Raw genomic sequence first — 20,835 nt, forward strand, 5'->3', positions numbered from 1 at the left:
GAATCGTGGCCGCAGAGAACGATCGTGCACCGACCGCTCCGACCGGACGACATGACACCAACGCGCTCCTAACCTGGGGACAAACCCCGAGCAGAGGAGTCAGGTGGACGAGTCGCGAACCTGTCTGGTCACCGGAGCAACCGGCTACGTCGGAGGTCGGTTGGCGCCGCGGTTGCTGGCACGCGGACACAGCGTCCGCGCGCTGGCGCGGACGCCGGACAAGCTGTCCGGTGCACCGTGGCTGTCCGATCCGGGTGCCGAGGTGGTCGAAGGCGACCTCTCCGACCGTGACTCACTGGTGAAGGCGTTCGCCGGAGTCGACGTCGTCTACCACCTGGTGCATTCGATGAGCACCGACGCCGACTTCGCCGCGGAGGAGCGGCGCGCTGCGGAGAACGTGGTCGCGGCGGCCCAGCAGAACGGGGTCGCCCGGATCGTGTATCTGGGTGGCCTGCACCCCACCGGCACCGATCTCTCCGAACATCTCGCGTCCCGAGCCGAGGTCGGTGACATCCTGATCGACTCGCCGATCGAGACCGTCGCATTGCAGGCGGGCACGCTGATCGGCTCGGGATCGGCGTCGTTCGAACTCATCCGGCACCTCACCGAGCGCTTGCCCGCGATGACCACTCCTCGATGGGTCCACAACAAGATCCAGCCGATCGCGGTCGACGATGCGCTGCACTACCTCGTCGAGGCGGCCACCGCCATGGTCCCGTCGTCACGAACGTGGGACATCGGTGGACCGGACGTCCTGGAGTACGGCGGCATGATGCAGGTGTACGCCGAGGTCGCCGGCCTCCGTCCCCGCATCATGGTGGTGCTTCCCTATCTCACTCCGGCACTGGCCAGTCGATGGGTCCGGTTCGTCACGCCCATTCGCGGCAAGATCGCTCGGCCGCTGATCGAATCTCTCGAATGCGACGCCGTGTGTCGCGACCGGGCGGTCGACGCGATCATCGATCGGCCGGAGGGCGGCCTGACCCCCTACTCGGAGGCGGTGGCCCGCACCCTCGAGCGGTCTGCGCGCGGTGACGGCCGGGCCTCGTGGGCCAATGCCTCCGCCGACGTGTCTCCGGCCGAACCCCTTCCCACCGACCCGGACTGGGCCGGTGAGGAGATCTTCGAGCGGGTCACCCGCACCAGCGAGCGCGCCAGCACCACGACGGTCTGGGACCGGCTCGAACGGCAGGCGCGGCACGGAGGCGAGATCGCGCTCGCCCGACGTCCCGATCTCCTTCGAGTACGACTCCGCGACAATCGATTCGGCAGATCGTATCGGGAGCATCAGATCGATGATGCGGCCGGGACGGCCGGCGTCGTGGAGATCACGACCACGGAGCGGTTCTTTCCGCGCGGTCTCGCCGGCCTCGCGTTCTGGCGTCTCGGCCGACCTTTTCGCGCACTCGGCATCCCCGGCGCTGATCCACTTCGGTGAACCGCCGATCCGATGACGTAGCGATGGATTCGTCAGCCCCCGGGTTAGAGTCGGCAGCACCGTGGTAACCCCCGGTGAGCGACTCGTTCGACGGAGCGGGTGACGAATGACGATCCGTCGAGGAAGGGGATGATCGGGTGTCGTTGACCGAGCGGGTCGACCGGTTCCAGCGGCGTCATCCCGCGACGGGCTTTCCGCTCGCGGTCATCTACAAGTTCGTCGACGATCAGGGCGCGTATCTCGCTGCGCTGTGCGCCTATTACGCGTTCATCTCGCTGTTCCCGCTGCTCCTGCTGTTCGCGACCGTGCTGGGGATCGTCTTGGCCGACAACCCCGACCTGCAGGAACGAATCCTCGACTCGGCGATGAGTCAGATCCCGGTCATCGGCGGGCAACTCGAGGAACCCGAGAAACTCAGTGGCGGGGTCACTGCGATCGTCATCGGGATCGTGGTGTCGCTGTACGGCGGCCTCGGTGTCGCCGTCGCCGCCCAGAACGCGATGAACACGATCTGGGCGGTCCCGCGCAATGAGCGCCCCGATCCGATCTTCGCCCGTCTGCGTGGGCTGTTGTTGCTGTCCACCATCGGCGTCGCGGTGATCGGCCTGACCATTGTCAACGGCGTCTCGGCGGCATTCGAGCTTGGGATCGTGGGCCGTTGGCTTGCCATCCTGGCGTCGGTGGCGCTGAGTACGTTGGTGTTCACGATTGCGTTCCGGATCGGCACCGCCCGTGACGTGTCGGTACGGAACGTTCTGCCAGGAGCTTTCGGCGCAGCGGTCTGCTGGCAGATCATCCAGACCTTCGGCGCGGTCTACGTGCAGCACGTCATCGGGAACGCGAGTTCGACCAACGGGGTCTTCGCGATCGTGCTCGGCCTGCTGGCGTTTCTGTACGTGTCGTCGATCGTGATCGTGTTCTGTCTCGAGACCAATGCGGTCCGTGTCGATCGCCTCTACCCGCGGTCGCTGCTGACCCCCTTCACCGACAACGTCAGCTTGACGAAGGGTGATGAGGCGGCATACGCCGCACAGGTTCTCGCGCAGCGCAACAAGGGCTTCCAGGAGATCGATGTCTCCTTCGACAACCCGCGCGACGTCGACTCCGACGCCGAATTGGAGGACCCGCGGACGCGTGAGTGAGACGACCGCTCACGCGTCACGTGCGCGCGCCCACCCGCTGATCGAGCCGACACCGAGCGCAGCCGCCGGGCCGAGCGAGCGACGAAGGAGCGTGTCGAGGTCGAGGCGTCGAGTCGAAGCCACCCGGTGACCCGGCCTCGTGAACGAAGCCCGGATGTCAGTGCAGCGCACCCAACTCGATGAGAAGCACACCCACGATGATCACGCCGATTCCGGTGACCATCCGGCGGTTGAGGCGTTCGCGGAACAGGAAGTGTGCGGCGACCGCCGTGGCCGCGACCCCGGCGGCCGCCCAGATGCCATAGGCGACACCAAGGGGCACACCGTGTCTCAGTCCGAGTGTCAATGCGACGAACGCGGTCAGGTACCCGGCCACGACCAGTCCGTAGAAACGCCGACTTCCGGTGGCTGCGGCGCGTAGTGCGAGAGTGCCGGTGACCTCGGCGATGATGGCCGCGACGATGAAGAGATAGCCCACGGTCAGGCCTCCGGTGCGCCGGCGTCGACAGGTCGCCGGTGGCCGGTCTCGACCAGCACCACCCCGACCATGATGCACACGATGCCGATCCCCATCACGATCCCGAAGGGTTCGTCGAAGATCCAGGTCGCCAGAATCGCGGTGAGGGCTACCCCCGACGCCGACCAGATCCCGTAGGCGACGCCGATCCCCATGCCGCGCTTGAGGACTCCGGCGAGGAGTGCAAACGCGATCGTGTAGCCCACGGCGACGACCGCATACAGCGCCGGTTCGGTCTCTGAACCCTTCAGCGACAACGTCGCCGCCACCTCCGAGGCGATCGCCGCGATCAGCATCAGCCAGGTCATGTCTCTCGTTCCGCTCGGGGTCTATGGCGACTCTAGGCGAACGACGCCACGCCCTGGCCGATGGACCAGGGCGTGGCGTCATGCGGGCGTCAGCGAGAGGTGCCGGCGAGCTCACCCGAGCGGGAATCGTCGGTGGCGAGCCAATTCACCTTCGAGCCCAGCGCGGCGTCGACGCTGAACCGGCCGGCGCCGACGACCGCCAGCAGCAGCGAACCGGCCGCGAGTGCGAGGACGAACTCGTATCCGCCGTCGGAGACCCAGATCCCGCTGTCGACGTGGGCGATGAACAGCGCGCCGACCATGTCGATGACGAACAGCGCGGCGATGATCGGGGTCAGCACCCCGACGATCAGGGCGATGCCGCCGAGGATCTCGAGCCACGTGACCACGAACGCCGAGAACGACGCGGCCGGCACACCCATCATGTCGAACCCGGTCTGCGGTCCCGTCCAGCCGTTCTGCTGGAACTTCTGCAGGCCGTGAGCCAGGAAGATCACGCCGAGAGCGACGCGTCCGATGAGGATGCCCGCGCTGCGGACGATGGGGTTGGTCATGACTGAGCCGCCTTACTAGGTGGGTTTGACTTGAAGTATCAAGTGAAGGCTAGGTGGTCACACTTGATGCGTCAACCTGATCGCGGACGTGTTCACTTCGTATACACTGCGCAGATGTCCACTGCCCCCGAGCCGAACTGGCTCGACGACGAGGAGATGGACGCCTGGATTCAGGTGGCAACGGCGCTCGCCCACCTGCCCCACGCGCTCGACGCCCAGCTCCTCCGCGACGCCCAGATCACCCATTTCGAGTACGAGGTGATGTCTGCGCTGTCCGAAGCTTCCGAGCGCACTCTGCGGATGAGCCAGCTCGCGGAGCTGTCCTATGGCTCGTTGTCGCGGCTGTCACACGTGGTTTCCAGGCTCGAGAAGCGGGGTTGGGTTCGACGTCACCCGTGCCCGGAGAACGGACGGTTCACGAATGCCGTTCTCACCGAGTCGGGTTGGGAGAAGGTGGTCGCCACCGCCCCCGGATATCTCGCCAATGTGCGCGAACTCGTCGTCGATCGGCTGACGCGTGCGCAGCTCCGGCAGGTGTCGGCGATCGGGCGTCGGATCAACACCCGGCCCGCCGGGACGGCGTAGTCCGGATCTGCCGGACCGTCAGCGCGGGCCGAGTCCGAGCTGCTGTGTTCCGAGTACGTTGAGCAACTCGATCTTGCCGGCCGCATCGGTCCGTGGTGCCGCCGTCAGCACGAGCAGCACCTGGGTCTCGTCCTCGGTGAACAAGGCCTGACAATCGACCTCGATCGCGCCGACCTCGGGGTGGAGCAGGATCTTGTGGTCCTCGAAGCGTCGACTCACCATGTGGGTGTCCCAGAGCACGGCGAATTCGCTGCTCCGGCGGAGGAGTTCGGCGACCATCGCCCCGGCACGCGATTGTGCGCCCATCACGCCGTACGCGGCCCGCAGTGAGGCGACCTGTGCCCGGCTCTGCCGCTCGTGGTCGTCGGCCGGATAGCGGCTGCGCTCGTCGTCGGGGTGCACGAACCACCGGTAGATGGCGCTGCGATCCATTCCGGTGAGATGGCCGTTGTCGCCGAACAGCGCTCGCGCGCAGTCGTTCTGGATCAAGGTCTCGCCGAGGGCGGAGAGGATGAGGGCAGGCGTCCCGGCCAAGCGGTCCAGAACGCGCAGAAGCCCGGGAGCGATGTGGTCCGACGCAACCATCCGATCCGGTGCGCTGTGCCCGGCGACGCGGAACAGGTAGTCGCGCTCATCGGCGGTGAGCCGCAGGGCGCGGGCCAGCGCCGCGAGCATCTGGGTACTGGGCTGGGGTCCACGCCGCTGCTCGAGCCGGGTGTAGTAATCGGTCGACATCATTGCCAGCTGTGCCACCTCTTCGCGACGAAGACCGGTTGTCCGCCGGCGGGCGCCTGTCGGGATACCCACATCCGACGGTTGCAGCCCGTTGCGTCGGCTCACGAGGAAACCGGCCAGCGCATCACGATCCATCTGGCCAGTATCGCGGCACGGAAACCGCGTTGCCAGGGATCGGCGATCCCCCGATGACCGCACTCTGGATCGGCTTGCCAGCAAATCGGAGACTCGAAGGCATGAACCTCACCGGAAACACCATTTTCATCCCCGGCGCGACCAGCGGGATCGGCCTGGCGCTCGCCACCCGCCTGCACGACAAGGGCAACACCGTCATCGTCGGCGGGCGGCGCACCGAACTCCTCGACCGGATTCGAGAGGACCACCCCGGTCTGCACACCGTCGCGATCGACATCGCCGACCCGGCGGGTGTCGACGCGGCGGCCCGACAGGTCATCGCCGAGCATCCGGACCTCGACGTCCTCATCGCGATGGCGGGGATCATGCGCGCCGAGGACTGGTCGTCCCCGGCAGGGTTTCTCGACACCGCCGAAGCGACCATCACGACCAACCTTCTCGGTCCCATTCGGCTCGTCGCGGCATTCATCGACCATCTGCAGACGCGACCAGCCGCCACGATCATGACCGTGTCCTCGGGCCTGGCGTTCGCCCCGCTGCGGGTGACACCGACCTACAACGCCACCAAGGCCGCCATCCACATGCTGAGCGAGTCATTGCGCCTACAGTTCGCCGGTACCTCGGTCGAGGTCATCGAACTCGTGCCGCCGGCAGTACGCACCGACCTGATGCCGGGACAGCGCGACAGCGACTTCGCCATGCCGCTCGACGAGTTCGCCGACGAGGTGATCGACCTCATCGGCACGCACCCCGACGCCACCGAGCTACTCGTCGAGCGGGTGAAGTTCCTGCGCTGGGGCGAGGCGCGCGGCGACTACGCCGGCGTCGTGGCCACGCTGAACGACCATGACCCGCACTGAGGTGCGAGGAGCGCGACCACTCTGCTCCCTGAGGTGCGAGGAGCGTGACCCCTCTGCTCCCTAATCCGAAAGAAGCGCCCCCCTATGCTCCCTGAGGTGCGAGGAGCGCTAGCTGTAAGACCCGGGCAGGTTGTGAACGTGTAGGCGTTCGATCGGGGTGAGTCCGCCGATACCGCTGTGGGCTCGGTGGTGATTGTAGTGGTGCAGCCAGTCGTCGTAGGTGGCTGTGCGGGCGGTCTCTGAGCTGTAGAACTCGGCGTAGGCCCATTCCGAGGCCAGGGTGCGATTGAAGCGCTCGACCTTGCCGTTGGTTTGCGGACGGTAGGGACGGGTCTTCTTGTGCTTGATCTCGACGCCGAGAGATTCCGCGAAAACCTTTGATCGGTAACACGATCCGTTGTCGGTCATCACTCGCCGCACGGTGATGCCGTGCCCTTGGAAGAAGGCCATCGCCCGGTCCCAGAACTGCGCGGCGGTCTCTTTGCGTTCGTCGGTGAGGATCTCCGAGTACGCCAGCCGGGAATGGTCATCGACGGCGTGGTGCAAGTACGCGTACCCCGGGCGGTGTTTCTTGTTGTGCCGGTTGCCGATCGTACGCCCGAGTTTGCGGTGCCCACCGCCTTCAGGGATGCGGCCGAGCTTCTTGATGTCGACGTGGATCAGGTCGCCGGGAGCGTCGTGTTCGTAGCGGCGTGGCGGGGTCCGGCGTACCGGAAGACCGGTGGCCTGATCCAAGTGACGCAACAGCGGCATCCGATACCGGCGCAACACCGCCTCAACGGTCGATCTCGCCAGCCGCAGGTGTGCGGCGATACGTGCAGCGCCCCAGCGGCGGACAAACCGCAGCTTGATGATTCGACGTTCACGGCGCACCGCAAGTCGGGTGGGTGAGCGGCGGGGGCGGCTGGAGTGATCTGCCATGCCGGCCTCACCGGTCTGCCGGTAGCGGTCAGCCCACTTCTTGGCGGTCGCGGTGGAGCAGTTGAATCGTTCCGCGGCTCGTCGCAGAGGCCAACCCTGGTCGACGACGCACTGAGCCAGGGCCAGACGGCCACGTTCGGTGAGAAAAGCATTACGGTGGGTCATGAGGGCCTCTTGGTGATCGGCGTGTGTGTGGTAACCACATCGATACCGGAGGCCCTCACCTGTTGACCGGAACCACGCCGTTCACAACCTCCCCAAGAGTTACAGCTAGCGACGAGCCACGAAGGGTGCCGTCAACCGAGCCTGTGAATGGTCTCCACCGCGGATTCCTCCACCGCGTCGCCGTATCCGCTTCCGGCCCAGAGATTGATGCCGTCGGGATCGTTGGCGGCGGCGCGTCGGATGCCGCCCGTCAGCGTGTTGACGGCGGGGTACTCGGCCACCGCCGCTGCGGAGAACCTGTCGGTGAACAGATTGCGCAGCGCTCGTGCCGGCCGCCCGCTGAATGCCCGCGTGACCACTGTCTCGGTTCGGTCCGGATCGGCGAGAGCCGCCGCGTGCGCGGGTTTGGTACCGGCCTCGTCGGTCCGCAGGAGCACGGTACCCACTTGCACTGCAACGGGTCCCAGCGAGCGGACCTCCTCGGCACGGGCCGGGGTCGAGATCCCGCCCGCGGCGACGACCGGCAGCGGCACCCGCTCGACGACCTCGCCGATCAGCTCGTCGAGCGGAAGCGTGGGAGGGCTGGTCCGGCGGTCGAAGACCGAGCGGTGTCCGCCGGCGTCCGGGCCCTGCACGCAGAGCCAGTCGGCGCCGGCCTGCTGTGCGATATCGGCGTCGGCGGCAGTGGTCACCGTGACCCCGACACTGCACCCGTGCCGGTGCAGCTCGTCGAAGACATCGGCCGCCGGACACCCGAAGGCGAAGGAGACGAGCGGGATTCGCTCGTCGCACATCAGCCGGATCTTGGCGTCGAAGTGGTCGTCGTCCTCCCCCAGGTCGTCCACTTCCGGGAGGGTCACCCCGAGACCACGGGCGTACGGCACGAGTTCGGCGCGGTAGCGGGCGACGGCGTCTCGATCGATCGGCTCGGACTCCGGGACGAAGATGTTGACGCCGAAGGCCTCGGTGCGCGACGCCCGCACGGCCGCGATGTCGGCGCGCACCTTGTCGGGCGTCAGGTACCCGGCGGCGAGCTGGCCGACGCCGCCGGCCGACGCCGCCGCCACCACGAGTTCCGGGGTGGTCGGACCACCGGCCATGGGAGCGGCGACGACGCGTCTGGACAGCGCACGCAGGTCGAACATTCAGGCCTTGTCCTTCGCCGCGCGGACGGCGGTGAACTGCGAAAGTCTCGCCTCTGCCACCGAGTCCATCTGCTCGAGCTCCATTCCCTTCGTCTCCTCCACCTTGCGGAGCACGTAGAAGAACGACGCCGCGGCGCAGAAGGCGAAGAAGCCGTAGATGATCCCCAGTCCCACGGCCTCCGTCATCGGTGGGAACAGCATCGAGATGGTGAAATTGGCGACCCAGTTCACCGCGGTACAGACGCCCAGCGCGACACCGCGGATTCGGTTGGGGAACATCTCACCGAGCATCACCCACATCACCGGGCCCCAGGTCGCGGCGAACGCGACCACGAACAGGTTGGCGCCGATCAGCGCCACCACGCCCCAGGGGTCGGGAAGCGTGATGTTCTCGCCCTCACCGATCTGCTGGGTGAACGCGATACACGCCATGAGCAGGCCGATGAACATGCCCACCGATCCGCCGAGCAACAGCTTCCGGCGTCCGATGCGGTCGACGAACAGGATGGCCACGAAGGTCATCGCGACGTTGATGACGGCGGTGATCACCGATGTCTTGAAGGAGTCGGCCTCGGAGAAACCGACCGACTGCCAGAGCGTCGTCGAATAGTAGAAGATCGCGTTGATGCCGACGAATTGCTGGAAGATGGCCAGCCAGATACCCACCCAGACGAGCGGGTGGAGGCCGAACGAGGGCCCGGTGATGTCCTTGATCGACGACTTCGCCTCACGCTTGACCGTCAGCTTGATCTCTTTGACCCGTTCGAGCGGGTTCTCCTCGCCGGTGACCTCCTGCAGGATCCGCGCCGCCTCGGCGTCGCGGTTGCGGCCCACCAGGTATCGCGGCGACTCAGGGATCAGCAGGGCCAGCACGCCGTAGACGATCGCGGGCACGACGCCGACGAGGAACATCCACCGCCACGCCTCCAGTCCCCACCAGAAGTCGCTCGAGGCGCTGCCGGCACTGTCGGCGAGCAGGGCGTCGGAGAGCAGTGCCGCGAAGATGCCGAGTGTGATGGCCAGCTGCTGCATCGAGGCGAGCGCCCCGCGATACCGGGCCGGGGCGATCTCGGAGATGTAGGCGGGCGCGATGACGGACGCGATGCCGATGCCGATGCCGCCGAGGACGCGCCACAGGAGCAAGTCGGGGATCGTCTGGGTGAAGCCGGTCCCGATCGCGGAGATGATGAAAAGCGCCGAGCCGAGCAACATCACGCGCTTGCGGCCCCAGACGTCGGCCAACCGGCCGGCGAACCACGCGCCGAGCGCGCAGCCCAGCAACGCGATCGCGACGGCGAAGCCGGTCATGAGCTTGCCGAGTCCGAAGTCCGCCTCGATCGAGTCGACCGCGCCGTTGACGACCGAACTGTCGAAACCGAACAGGAATCCGCCGACCGCGGCGGCGACCGTGACCCCGATGACCTTTGCCGTGTGCTGTTCGGCGACTTCGCGCTGCGCGTCGGTCATGGCGTCGTCCTGACCGTCGGAGGAGTCCACCGCAGAATGTGTGTCATGTCCGTGACCTCGCTGTCCGGTTGCATGGACGCCGGGTAATCGACGTGGCGCTCAATCTACTCGCGTGAGCCGCCGAGCCTGACGCTATCGGACACAGCCGAGCTGGGATCGCAGGCACGCGCCGGGAGGCGTCGTGTCGGGTGGCCGCGGCGGTCGACGGATCCGGGCACCGGTCAGGCGGTCTCCCAGACACCGGGATTCGCCTGGATCCGGACTCCGGACGCGATCACCTCCGCCAGCGGGGCGGGGCGGCCGTAGTGATACCCCTGCGCGAGGTCGCACCCCACCTCGGCGACGATGGCGGCCTGCGACTCGGTCTCGACTCCCTCGGCGACCACCCGCATCCCGGCGGCGTGGGCCATCGTCACGATGCCGGCGAGGATCGACTTCGCACTGGGGTGTTCCTCGAGGGCGTCGACGAAGGATTTGGCGGTCTTCAGCACGCTCACCGGAAGGCGGTAGAACTCACTGAGCGACGACGCTCCGGTGCCGAAATCGTCGAGTGACACCTGTGTTCCGAGGTCGCGCACGTTGCCCAAGAGGGTCAGCAGGTCCCCGTCGAGCGGGTCGAGCGCGCTTTCGGTGATCTCCAGGCAGAACGCGGCGGGGTCCATCCCGGACCGGGTCATCGTGTCCAGGAGCCGTTCGGGGAACTGACCGTTGGTGAGTTCTCGCCGGGAGACGTTGATGCACAACATCACCCGACGCAGTTCGGGAATGGCGGCCACCTCGGCGGTGGCGGTCTCCAGGACGTAGTTTCCCACCCGGTCGATGAGATTGGATCCTTCTGCGAGCGGGATGAACTCGGTCGGTGAGATGGATCCCAACTCCGGGTGACGCCAGCGCAACAGGCTCTCCAGGCCCACAAGCGTGCCGTCGCCGGTCGACACGATGGGTTGGTAGTGGATCTCCAGCTGCTCGGTGTCGGTGTCGAGGACGCGTCGGAGCTCTTCCTCGATGCGTTGGCGGCGCTGGAGTTCTTCGCGGTGCTGCGTCTGGAACCGGACGTAGCGTGCGCGAGAAGCCTTGCGGGCCTGGTAGAGGGCGATGTCGGCGTCGCGCAGCAGGTCGGTGGCGGTGTACTCGTCACCGGCTTTCACCGTGGCGACACCGATACTCACCTCGACCTTGAGCGGTTCGCTGCGGGTACTGACCGTGATCGGCTCGTAGACCGTGCCGCGGATACCGTCGATCTGCTGCTCGATCTCCTCGGCGGAACAGGCGATACCGAGGGTCGCGACGAGGACGAACTCGTCGCCGCCGATCCGGCCCACCGCCGCCTCGTCGGGCGTCGCCGCGGCCAATCGTTGTGCGACGGCGTGCAACACCTCGTCACCCACGGCATGGCCGAGCGAGTCGTTGACGAGCTTGAAGTTGTCGAGGTCGATGTAGAAGATCGCGACGCAGCAGGCGTCGTGCTCCGCGTCGAGCCGGGCCATGTGGGATTCGAGTTCGCGGATGATGCCGGATCGGTTGTACAGACCGGTCAACGGGTCGTGCACGGCCTCCCACGCGAGTTGGGTGCGCTCCCGGTAGCGATCGGTGATGTCGACGAAGGACACCAGGACGACCACGTCGGTGCCGTCGTCGTCGATCGGGCGGCAACTGCACGACAGCCAGCGTTCGCCGGTCGGCGTGGTGATCGTCGCGGTCGTGTCGGTGACCGCTTCTCGGGTGCGCAGGCAGCGCGCGATCGGTGATTCGTCACCGACGAAGACGAGCGGCAGCTGGTGGACACTGGCGCCGGGGATCGCCTCGGGACCGAGCATGGTTCCGGCTGCCGGGTTGGCGAGTTCGATGTCGCCGTCCTCCCGAACGACGATCACCGCCTGATGGAGTGCAGCGAGGATCGTTCCCAGCCGTTCGATCAGGGGGCGACGGGTCGGCTCGGCGACGACGAGAAAGCCGTCGTCCATGGTCGTCACCGACGTGTGCGCGAGAAATGATCGTCCGTTGTCGGAACGGCGGTGGAGCTGATCGACGGTGCCGCCCAGCGAGACCGCCGCATGCGGGTCGACGTGCGCTCCGACGACCTCGTCGAGATTCCGTCCGATCGCGTCGGCCGCTCCCCTGCCGTACATCTGTTCCGCGGCCGGATTCCACGAGCGCACCGTCATCTGGTCGTCGACCGCGATCACCGCGTTGCTCACGTGATCCAACAGCGCCGCCTGTCGACGCAGAGCGGATTCGACGGCTTTCTGTGCGGTGATGTCGCGCAGGATCACCTGATAAGCGGGCAGGTCGTGCCAGACCGTGCGGACCGAGGTCACCTCCATGGGGCGGGCGACGCCCTGCGCGTCGACCATCACGACCTCTTCGGGTGTGGTCGAGGCACCGGCCTCGTCGCCCATCCCGATGATCCGCTCGATCATCTGCGGCAGTTCGTCGGGATGGACGAATTCGGCGATCGAACGACCGAGCATCGCGTTGCGGTCCTCGACGCGCGCGAATGCGAGCGCGGCGGAGTTCACATAGACGATCAGACCGTCCTGGTGGACCGCGATGGCGTCCGGGCTCAGCTCGAGGAGAAGGCGATAGCGTTCGGCAACCGCGGCGTCGCTGGGACGGGCCATCGGCTCGGCGTCCGGTGCCACGAGTCCGGGGCGGTCGTCGCCGTCGTCCTTCGGTCGTCCCACTGCGTCACCCCCTCGATCCGTCATCCCCCACCGTTCATCCTCCCCTACGAGTCATCGAAAAGGGCGCGCTGCGAGATGCAAGAGTGCGCCAAAACGGATATTGCACCCGACGAATACCCGCGTGAACTGGCCGAATGTCGGGTTTGCGCGGGATCCTGAGGACGGACCACCCACCTGGGTGGCCGCGATGACCCCTCCGTCATCGCATATCCCACAGAAAGTTCACGATCATGACTATTCAGCGTTCGACCATCTCCGGCCTGGGAGCTGTCACCGGTTACGGCTGGGGCCGAGAGGCCTTGTGGAACGGTCTGGCGTCCGGCAAGTCCGCAGCCGCGCTGCACCACGGCTTCGGCTTCGGCGGCGGCCGGCCGTCGGTCGGCCAGGATGCCGCCGGGGCCGGGCAGCCCGCATCGGACGGACCCGGGTGGATCGTGCGGGTACCCGAGGGCGGCGAACAGTCCGACGGACGCACACGCTTCTCGCGGGCGATGCGTGCCGCGGCACGGGAGGCCATCGAAGACGCGATGGCACGGGGCTGGACACCGGGCGCACGGGTGGGCCTCGTACACGCCTGCGTCCTCGGTGACCTCGACATGTATCCGATGGTGACGTCGGGGGTCGGACGGTACAGCGGACGGCAGTACCTCTCGGTGACCCCGTCGACTCCGGTGTCGCTGCTCATGCAGGAATACGGATTCCACGGGCCCGCGATCAACGTGTCGGCGATGTGCACCTCGGGATCGGCGGCCATCGTCACCGCGAAATCGTGGCTCGACTCCGACCTCGTCGACGACGTCGTGGTGGTGGCGACAGATCTCTCGGCGAAACCGGAAGTGGTCACGATGTTCGTTCAACTCGGAGTCGCCATCACCGACACTGATGCGCTCAATGCGTGCAGACCGTTCCAGGAGGGCAGCCGCGGATTCACCTTCGGCGAGGCGGCGATCGCGTTCGCGATGACCAACCGTCGCGCCGACGGGTACGCGGATGTGCTGGGCGGGGCGATGTCTCATGACGCCTTTCACGTCACGTCGATCGATCCGGAACTGACAAGCGTGCGGTCGTGTGTGGAGCAGGCGCTCACGATGTCCGGCGTCAGCGGCGAGCGCATCCGGTATCTCAACGCGCACGGCCCGGGAACCCGGCAGTGCGACCGCGCCGAGGCGGCGATCGCCGACACCATGCTGCCCAATGCCGAGGTGTTCTCGGTGAAGCCGCTCGCCGGGCACTGCCAGGGCGCTGCCGGGGCCGTGGAACTCGCGGCGTCGCTGCTCGGTTACGAACGCGGCGAGGTCCCCGCGACACCGCGGGTCGCCGACGCGGTCATCCCGCAATTGCTCGACGGGCGTACCCATCTCGAGCACGGGCTGACGTTGAAGACCTCACTCGGAATGGGCGGACACAACGCGGCGGTCGTTCTCGCGCCCCATGCGTGAGGGTCTTGACTACCTGATGAGGCGATGCGGCCTCGGCCGACCCGCCGGGGCGCATCGCACCGGGTACGCACCTGCCGACCATCTCCGGCACGCGCCGCCCGGTTGCCCGAGATCGTCCGGATTGTCGCAGTCCGCTGCGGAATGCCGCCGCGCGCCTCACAATTCAGCCATGAGCGATGACCCGAATCCGCCGGTGGCCGACTCGACGCGGACCGACCCACCACCGACGTCGGGCGCACGGCACGCACTGACGCTGTTCCTCAACTCTCCGTTCGCGGGCATGTCCCCGTGGATCCTGATGGCGCTCCTCGCGGGGCCCGGCAGATTCGAAGAGGCCGCGGCGTCGGCGTTCGCGCTGTCACTCCTGCTGGTGATCGGCGGTCACAAGCGGGGCACGAGCGTCAAACTCCTCGAAGTCTTCGACGTCACCTACTTCGGCACGATGGCGATCATCGCCCTGTTCGCCTCCGACGGCGTCATCGACTGGCTGGAGCGCTGGGGCGGGGAGATGACCAACATCGCGCTGGTCGCCTTCGCGCTCGGGTCGATCCTCGTGCGCCAGCCGTTCACCCTCCAGTACGCGCGGGAGACCACCGAGAAGGAATTCTGGGACAGCCCGCTGTTCATCCACATCAACTACGTCATCACCTGGGCGTGGGTCGCCGGATTCGGCGTCGCCGCGATCTCCGGCGCGTTCGGCGATCTGGTGCTCGACGACCCGAACAACTTCTGGACCGGATGGATCATCCAGATCGGCGGCACGATCTTCGCGATCGCGTTCACCGAGTTCTATCCCGACTACGCCACCTATCGGGCTGCGGTTCGAGAGGGCTGGGCCACCGACGAGAAGCCCGAGAGCATCCTGCACCTGTTCGGGTGGGTGCCGATCTACGTTCTCGCGATCGGCATCTCCGGACTGGTCACCGACTCCCTCGGTTCGGTCGCCGGTGTCGTGCTGATCGTCGCGGGCGTGGTCGCGATCACTGTGTTCAAGCGCATGACGGCCGCCATGGACGCGCGGCTGGAGGCCCAGTCGGGCCGACCGGCGCACGGCTGAGCGGACCCGGCAGTCGGCGCGGCCCGATCGCTCGATCGGTAGTGTCGACGACATGAAACTCGACGGCGTAGGAATCTGGAGTTCACCGCTACGGTACGGAGACACCGGGGAGGCCGCCGAAGCCGCGGCCGAGCTGGACGAATTGGGTTACACGGCACTGTGGATCCCCGACGTGGGTGGTCCGGTCCTCGAGTCGGTCGAGAACCTGCTCGGCGCCACTCAGAACGCCGTCGTCGCCACCGGGATTCTCAACATGTGGATGCACGAGCCGCACGACGTCGCGGCGGCACACGCCCGCCTCACCGAGCAGCACGGTGCACGTTTCCTCCTCGGCCTCGGCATCAGCCACGCGCCGCTGATCGACGCCCAGGAAGCGGGACGCTACAAGAAGCCGCTGGCGACCACCAAGGCGTTCCTCGACGGACTGGACGACGCGCCGCAACCGGTGCCGAGCGATGCTCGAGTGCTGGCCGCGCTCGGACCGAAGATGCTCCAGTTGTCGGCCGACCGGACCGCAGGCGCCCATCCCTACCTGGTGACCCCGGACCACACCAAGATCGCGCGCGAAACCCTCGGCGACGGGCCGCTCCTCGCGCCCGAGCAGACCGCGATCATCGCCGCCGACCGCGACGAAGCACGGGCGGTCGGCACGAAGTGGCTCACGGGCTACCTCGCAATGCCCAACTACGCCAACAATCTCCGCCGCCTCGGGTTTTCCGAGGACGACCTGACGTCGGTGAGCGATCGACTCTTCGACGCCCTGATCGTCTGGGGTGACGAGACCGCGATCCTGAAGCGGATCGACGAGCATCGAGCCGCCGGCGCCGACCATGTGTGCGTGCAGGTCCTGCAGGCGGACCACCGGGGCTTCCCGCGCGAGCAGTGGCGCCGCCTCGCGGCAGCCCTGGGCTGAGTTTCTGCTCCTCGCCGAGCGGCCGGAGCTTGCGGGGGTCGCCGCCCTGTCGCTCCCTGAGGAGGGTCGGGCTCGCAAGCTCACTTCTCCGGGCGCGATGTGCCTACGGGATGTCCCGTCTGCGGAACCCGGCGAATCCGAGTGCGATGAGCACCACCACGACCACCCCCACTCCGCCGAGTCCCCACCAATCGGGCTGCGCGGCAGACACATCGGGCACGTGGTGGAACGGACTGAATCCCAACGCCCACTCCGGGAGTTTGAAGCTGGGGCCGAGGATCGTCAGCACGAACGACACGAGGACTCCCAGCCAGATCGCGGGCCGCACGCGGGGTCGGGCGCCGATGACGGCGACGGCGATCCCGACGACGGCCCACACCGCGGGGATGGTGGCGATCGACTGGAGGACGACGTCGCCGAAGCCGAGGCCGAGATCGGCCGTCGTGGCGAAAATGCCGATGACCAGCCCGGCAACGGCGACGAGCGCCGCAGGGACGACGAGGGCGACTGCGGTGACGGCACCGAAATAACTCGGACGGCTGACCGCGGTGGCGAGCACCGCTTCCGCGCGATCCTCCAGTTCCTCGGTGCGGATACGGTTGACGATCTGCACCCCGGCGACAGACGCGATGATCCCCACCAGGCCGAGGATCGTCGTGACGAAGGCCGACACCAGGTCTGCAGGTGACGCCGCACCGGAGGCGAAGATCTGGGCCATCGCCGGATTCGCGGTCAGCAGGCCGCGAACCGACCTGGTGAAGTAGCCGAAGATGATGCCGAGTCCGACGAACGCGAGTACCCACGAGCCGATCGGAGCCCGGTTGAGGCGGATGGCCAGGGCCAGCGGCGAGCCGATGCCACCCCGTGCCGGCCCCGGACGTGCCGGCACGAGACCCTGACCGAAGTCCCGCGCGCGCTGCAACACGAAGGCGGCCGCTCCGACGACGACCGTGAAGGTGAGCCCGAGAAGCAGAGGCCACCAGTGATCGCCGGTTGCCGGGCGGGTCTCCTGAACCCACCCGAGTGGGTTGATCCACGTGGTCCACGCGGGCGCCTCCACCGAGAACAGGAAGCCGCGCAACACGAACAGCACACCGAGAAGCGACACGGCCATCGTCGTGGCGGCCCGTGCGTCGGAACCCACCTGGGCACTCACCGCCGCGACGGCGCCGAACATCCAACCGGTGACCGTGAACCCGGCTCCCAGCAGAAACGACGATTCCCACTCCCCACCGCACAGGGATGTCGCCAGGCCCGCCACGAGTCCGATCGCGATCGCGCACACTCCGGCCATGATCAACGCGGTCGACAACCGTGCGGCGCGTCCGAGTACCCCGGCGGCGAGGAGTTCGGCCTGGCCGGAATCCTCCTGACCACGAGCGGCTTTGACCACGATGAAGATCGCGCCGAGGGCAGCGATGAATCCACCGAGCGCAAGGCTGCGCCAGGCGACGAACCCGTCGACCGTGGACAGGTCGTAGGCGGGTCCGAAGATCAACCCGAGCGCCGGGTTCGAGCCGATCGTCGCGGCGAAGGCGGCGCGCTCCGCGGCGTCGGGGAACAGGAGCGGATAGGCGATGACCGACGACACGGTGAGCGCGGTCGGCAATACGATCCACGGGGCGAAGCCGCGACCTTCGTGGCGGAGGGAGGCCCGTACCAGCGGGGCGGTGCCGATCGTCGACGCCGTCATGACCTCACCGTTCTCCCGCGGGCTGGTCGGCCCCCTCGTACAGCGAGAGAAAGAGACTCTCCAGCGATGGTGGTTCGACCGTGAGTGAGCGTAGGCCACAGGAGGACAGCACCGACATCACCGGACCGATCCGAGCCGAATCGACCGTCGCGCTCAGGCGATGACCACCGGAACCGGTGTCGTGCACGTCGAGGCCCTGGACGTCGACGTCGTGCAACTGCGCCAGCAGATCCGAACCCGGCAGCGAATCCAGTTCGGCGCGAACAGAAGTGCGGGTGTGGCCACGCAGTTCCGCCAACGTCCCGGTCGCCACGACGGCCCCGTCGCGGATGATGCTGAGCCGGTTGGCGAGGGTCTCGGCCTCGGCGAGGATGTGACTCGACAACAGCACGGTGGTACCGCGGGCGGTCGCCTCGCCCACGACCTCTTGGAAGACGTTCTCCATCAACGGGTCCAGGCCCGACGTCGGCTCGTCGAGGATGAGCAACTCGACATCCGATGCCAGGGCTGCCACGATCGCGACCTTCTGCCGGTTGCCCTTGGAGTACTGCCGGCCACGCTTGGTGGTGTCGAGTTCGAATCGGGCCACGAGATCGGCGCGTCTCGCGTCGTCGAGTCCGCCCCGCATCGAGCCGAGCAGGTCGATCATCTCGCCGCCGGTCATCGTCGGCCACAGCGCCACGTCACCGGGCACATACGCCAGTCGACGGTGCAGTTCCACGACATCACGCCAGGGATCGCCGCCCAGGAGCCGGACCTCTCCCCCGTCCGCCTTCAGTAGACCCAGGAGGACCCGGATCGTCGTCGACTTGCCCGCGCCGTTGGGTCCGAGGAAGCCGTGGACCTCGCCGCGGGCGACCTCGAGGTCGAGTCCGCGGAGTGCTTCGAACCTGCCGAAGGACTTTCGCAGGCCCCGGACATCGATGGCCGGATCGGCCCCCCGACGACTGTCGGAACGTTCGACGCTCATGACGTACCTCCGGCTCGACACGACGTGCTGATCGTTCCACAGCGACCGATGGGGCGGAGGAGGTTTGACCGTCGACATCGGCGGGGCACACTGCCGACATGGCGATCAAGAAGAACGACACCGTGCGCTGGAACACCTCTCAGGGCGAGACCGAAGGGACCGCTGAGGAGAAGCGGACGAAAGAATTCACCTTCGAGGGGCAGAAGTTCAAGGCGAGTGAGGACGAGCCGTATTGGATCGTCAAGTCGTCGAAGACGGGCTCGAAGGCAGCCCACAAGGAGTCGTCCCTCTCGAAGAAGTAGCTCTCCCCTGGCTCGACCACCTCTATACCTAGAACTGCTATGCTACTAGCAGCTCTAGGTATAGGGGTTCTATGTATATCGAGAAAGACCTGGTGGCCGCTTCTGCCACCCCGCTGGTGCTCGGGATTCTCGCCGAGGGCGAGTCGTACGGCTACGCGATCCTGAAGCGCGTCCGGGAGATGTCCGGCGGTCGGATGGAGTGGACCGACGGGATGCTCTATCCACTTCTTCATCGTCTCGAACGCGCCGGTCACGTCGAGGCGTCGTGGGGCAGGGCCGACACCGGACGGCGTCGCAAGCACTACACGATCACCGCCGCGGGGCTGGCCGCGCTCGCCGAGCGGAGGTCGCAGTGGGAGGTCGTGGCCGACGCGCTCGATCAGGTGTGGCGGACGGTCGCCCTGCCGCCGGCTGCGGAGGGCCTGACGTGAACGCGGGCACCGAACTCGAGAACCAGATCGACCGGTGGCGCGGTTATGTGCTGCGCCATCAGGCCATCGCCACCACCGATGCCGACGAGATGGAAGATCACCTGCGCGGTCAGATCGCCGACCTCGCCGCCGGCGGTCTCGACGACGACGAGGCGTTCCTGGTCGCCGTCAAGCGGATGGGACGGGTCGATGCGCTCTCGCGCGAGTTCGCCCGCGAGCATTCCGACAGGTTGTGGAAACAGCTGGTTCTGACCGCGGAACCGACCGACGGCCTGGGCCGGCGGCGTCACGAACTCGGTGTGGTGATCGGTCTCGTCGTCGCAGCGGCCGCGACGGTCCGCATCGCGCTGGAAGTCATGCCCGAATGGGTCCTCGTCCGCAACGCGACGATTCTCGTGTTGCCGTTCCTCGCGGTGTATTTCGGATGGAAGCGTGGGATCACGCCACGCATCGCGGTCGCGGTGGCCACCGCGTTCGTCGGGACCGCAGTGATCGTCAACATGTACCCGTTCGTCGCCGACGGGCCCACCCAGGCCATCGTCGCGATCCACGCGCCGATCGTGCTGTGGTTCCTGGTGGGCGTGACGTACGTCGGCGGTCGGTGGCGGTCGGGACCCAGACGCATGGACTTCATCCGTTTCACCGGTGAGTGGGTCGTGTACGCAACGCTTCTCGGTCTCGGCGCGGCGGTGCTCACGGGGCTGACCGCCGGCGCCTTCAGTGCCCTCGACATCAACGTGGACACCGTGATCAGTCAGTGGCTGGCGCCGATCGCAGCGACCGGCATCGTGCTGCTCGCCGCGTGGCTGGTCGAGGCGAAGCAGAGCGTGGTCGAGAACATCGCGCCGGTGCTGACCAAGGTGTTCACCCCGGTCACCGCGGTGATGCTCGTCGTGTTGCTGGTCGCCATGGTGACCAGTGGCGACGTCGTGGACGTCGATCGTGAGCTGTTGATCCTGATCGACCTGATCCTTGTCGTCGTCCTCGGCCTGCTGTTGTACGCGATCTCGGCGCGCGATCCGCATCTGCGACCGGAGCTCTTCGACCGGCTGCAGCTGGTGTTGGTGGTCACCGCGCTCGCGGTCGACGCGGTCATGCTGACGATCATGGCCTCGCGGATCGCCGAGTTCGGATTCACCGCCAACAAGACCGTGGCCCTGGGTCTCAACCTCGTTCTGCTGGTGAACTTGTCGTGGGCTGCGTATCTGCTCTTCGGCTTCGTGCGTCGGCGCCGCGGGTTCGACGCAACGGAGCGGTGGCAGACGGACTACCTGCCGGTGTTCGGACTCTGGGCGGCCGCGGTCGTCGTCGCGGTGCCGCCGCTGTTCGACTTCGCCTGACCGGACCGGCGCCGGGAGCGAAGCGAGCGGGCCG

Annotated in this window: 20 protein-coding genes; 10 read left to right on the top strand and 10 right to left on the bottom strand. The window is 67.1% G+C overall.

The features are described from left to right. Positions 1-103 precede the first annotated feature (103 nt). Together AB4Z55_RS14620 and AB4Z55_RS14625 are read left to right on the top strand one after the other, a co-directional pair. Positions 104-1,438 (top strand): NAD(P)H-binding protein, encoded by a 1,335-nt coding sequence (locus AB4Z55_RS14620; RefSeq protein ID WP_354563182.1) that lies wholly within the window; start codon positions 104-106, stop codon positions 1,436-1,438. 137 nt (positions 1,439-1,575) lie between these two features. Further along, entirely contained in the window at positions 1,576-2,580 is a 1,005-nt protein-coding gene (locus tag AB4Z55_RS14625; protein WP_354563180.1) for a YihY/virulence factor BrkB family protein, read from the top strand. A 157-nt stretch (positions 2,581-2,737) separates the two neighbouring features. Here the strand turns inward: AB4Z55_RS14625 and AB4Z55_RS14630 are convergent, their stop codons facing one another. The 3 genes from AB4Z55_RS14630 to AB4Z55_RS14640 form a co-directional block, all read right to left on the bottom strand. Further along, positions 2,738-3,058 carry a multidrug efflux SMR transporter gene (locus tag AB4Z55_RS14630; RefSeq protein ID WP_004018584.1) on the bottom strand — a complete coding sequence of 107 codons (321 nt, stop codon included), beginning with the start codon at positions 3,056-3,058 and terminating at the stop codon, positions 2,738-2,740. A gap of 2 nt (positions 3,059-3,060) precedes the next feature. After that, entirely contained in the window at positions 3,061-3,405 is a 345-nt protein-coding gene (locus AB4Z55_RS14635) for an SMR family transporter (RefSeq protein WP_354563179.1), read from the bottom strand. Positions 3,406-3,494: 89 nt separating this feature from the next. After that, positions 3,495-3,959, bottom strand: a complete 465-nt coding sequence (locus AB4Z55_RS14640; RefSeq protein WP_354563177.1) for a DoxX family protein — start codon at positions 3,957-3,959, stop codon at positions 3,495-3,497. A gap of 114 nt (positions 3,960-4,073) precedes the next feature. On the opposite strand from AB4Z55_RS14640, the gene AB4Z55_RS14645 reads away from it, so the two are divergent. Then, positions 4,074-4,544, top strand: coding sequence for a MarR family transcriptional regulator (locus AB4Z55_RS14645; RefSeq protein ID WP_354563175.1), 471 nt, complete (start codon positions 4,074-4,076; stop codon positions 4,542-4,544). Positions 4,545-4,562: 18 nt separating this feature from the next. On the opposite strand, the gene AB4Z55_RS14650 is transcribed toward AB4Z55_RS14645, so the two are convergent. Next, positions 4,563-5,414, bottom strand: a complete 852-nt coding sequence (locus AB4Z55_RS14650) for a helix-turn-helix transcriptional regulator (RefSeq protein WP_354563173.1) — start codon at positions 5,412-5,414, stop codon at positions 4,563-4,565. Positions 5,415-5,515: 101 nt separating this feature from the next. On the opposite strand from AB4Z55_RS14650, the gene AB4Z55_RS14655 reads away from it, so the two are divergent. Beyond that, on the top strand, positions 5,516-6,274 hold the full coding sequence (locus AB4Z55_RS14655) for an SDR family oxidoreductase (RefSeq protein ID WP_369519957.1): 759 nt from the start codon (positions 5,516-5,518) through the stop codon (positions 6,272-6,274). 108 nt (positions 6,275-6,382) lie between these two features. Here AB4Z55_RS14655 and AB4Z55_RS14660 read toward each other — a convergent pair whose 3' ends face one another. The 4 genes from AB4Z55_RS14660 to AB4Z55_RS14675 all read right to left on the bottom strand — a co-directional run bounded on the left by AB4Z55_RS14660 (position 6,383) and on the right by AB4Z55_RS14675 (position 12,593). Then, positions 6,383-7,360 (bottom strand): IS481 family transposase, encoded by a 978-nt coding sequence (locus AB4Z55_RS14660; RefSeq protein ID WP_369519958.1) that lies wholly within the window; start codon positions 7,358-7,360, stop codon positions 6,383-6,385. A 131-nt stretch (positions 7,361-7,491) separates the two neighbouring features. Beyond that, on the bottom strand, positions 7,492-8,505 hold the full coding sequence (locus AB4Z55_RS14665) for an NAD(P)H-dependent flavin oxidoreductase (protein WP_369519959.1): 1,014 nt from the start codon (positions 8,503-8,505) through the stop codon (positions 7,492-7,494). Then, positions 8,506-9,972, bottom strand: a complete 1,467-nt coding sequence (locus tag AB4Z55_RS14670; RefSeq protein WP_064570301.1) for a sugar porter family MFS transporter — start codon at positions 9,970-9,972, stop codon at positions 8,506-8,508. 221 nt (positions 9,973-10,193) lie between these two features. Next, entirely contained in the window at positions 10,194-12,593 is a 2,400-nt protein-coding gene (locus tag AB4Z55_RS14675) for an EAL domain-containing protein (protein ID WP_369521018.1), read from the bottom strand. A gap of 293 nt (positions 12,594-12,886) precedes the next feature. Here AB4Z55_RS14675 and AB4Z55_RS14680 point away from each other — a divergent pair, with 293 nt between their 5' ends. From AB4Z55_RS14680 to AB4Z55_RS14690, 3 genes are all read left to right on the top strand, one after another. After that, complete coding sequence (locus AB4Z55_RS14680) at positions 12,887-14,095, top strand: beta-ketoacyl synthase N-terminal-like domain-containing protein (protein WP_369519960.1); 1,209 nt, start codon at positions 12,887-12,889, stop codon at positions 14,093-14,095. 169 nt (positions 14,096-14,264) lie between these two features. Continuing rightward, a complete protein-coding gene (locus AB4Z55_RS14685; RefSeq protein WP_369519961.1) occupies positions 14,265-15,152 on the top strand; it encodes a hypothetical protein in 888 nt (295 codons plus the stop codon). Positions 15,153-15,204: 52 nt separating this feature from the next. Continuing rightward, on the top strand, positions 15,205-16,065 hold the full coding sequence (locus AB4Z55_RS14690) for an LLM class F420-dependent oxidoreductase (RefSeq protein ID WP_369519962.1): 861 nt from the start codon (positions 15,205-15,207) through the stop codon (positions 16,063-16,065). A gap of 103 nt (positions 16,066-16,168) precedes the next feature. Here AB4Z55_RS14690 and AB4Z55_RS14695 read toward each other — a convergent pair whose 3' ends face one another. Both AB4Z55_RS14695 and AB4Z55_RS14700 read right to left on the bottom strand, forming a co-directional pair. Next, on the bottom strand, positions 16,169-17,758 hold the full coding sequence (locus AB4Z55_RS14695) for an ABC transporter permease (protein WP_248645501.1): 1,590 nt from the start codon (positions 17,756-17,758) through the stop codon (positions 16,169-16,171). A gap of 4 nt (positions 17,759-17,762) precedes the next feature. Further along, entirely contained in the window at positions 17,763-18,728 is a 966-nt protein-coding gene (locus AB4Z55_RS14700) for an ABC transporter ATP-binding protein (protein WP_248645500.1), read from the bottom strand. Between the two features lie 98 nt (positions 18,729-18,826). Between AB4Z55_RS14700 and AB4Z55_RS14705 the strand changes: the two genes are divergently transcribed. From AB4Z55_RS14705 to AB4Z55_RS14715, 3 genes are all read left to right on the top strand, one after another. Next, entirely contained in the window at positions 18,827-19,030 is a 204-nt protein-coding gene (locus tag AB4Z55_RS14705) for a DUF2945 domain-containing protein (protein ID WP_004018570.1), read from the top strand. A gap of 71 nt (positions 19,031-19,101) precedes the next feature. After that, the gene (locus AB4Z55_RS14710) at positions 19,102-19,461 is read left to right on the top strand and encodes a PadR family transcriptional regulator (protein ID WP_101823231.1); all 360 of its coding nucleotides are present in this window, start codon (positions 19,102-19,104) and stop codon (positions 19,459-19,461) included. Beyond that, complete coding sequence (locus AB4Z55_RS14715; RefSeq protein WP_248645499.1) at positions 19,458-20,801, top strand: permease prefix domain 1-containing protein; 1,344 nt, start codon at positions 19,458-19,460, stop codon at positions 20,799-20,801. The genes AB4Z55_RS14710 and AB4Z55_RS14715 overlap by 4 nt, the downstream gene beginning before the upstream one ends. The last annotated feature ends 34 nt before the right edge of the window (positions 20,802-20,835 follow it).

This window comes from Gordonia sp. ABKF26 (assembly GCF_041103195.1).
Taxonomy (GTDB): Bacteria; Actinomycetota; Actinomycetes; order Mycobacteriales; family Mycobacteriaceae; genus Gordonia; species Gordonia terrae.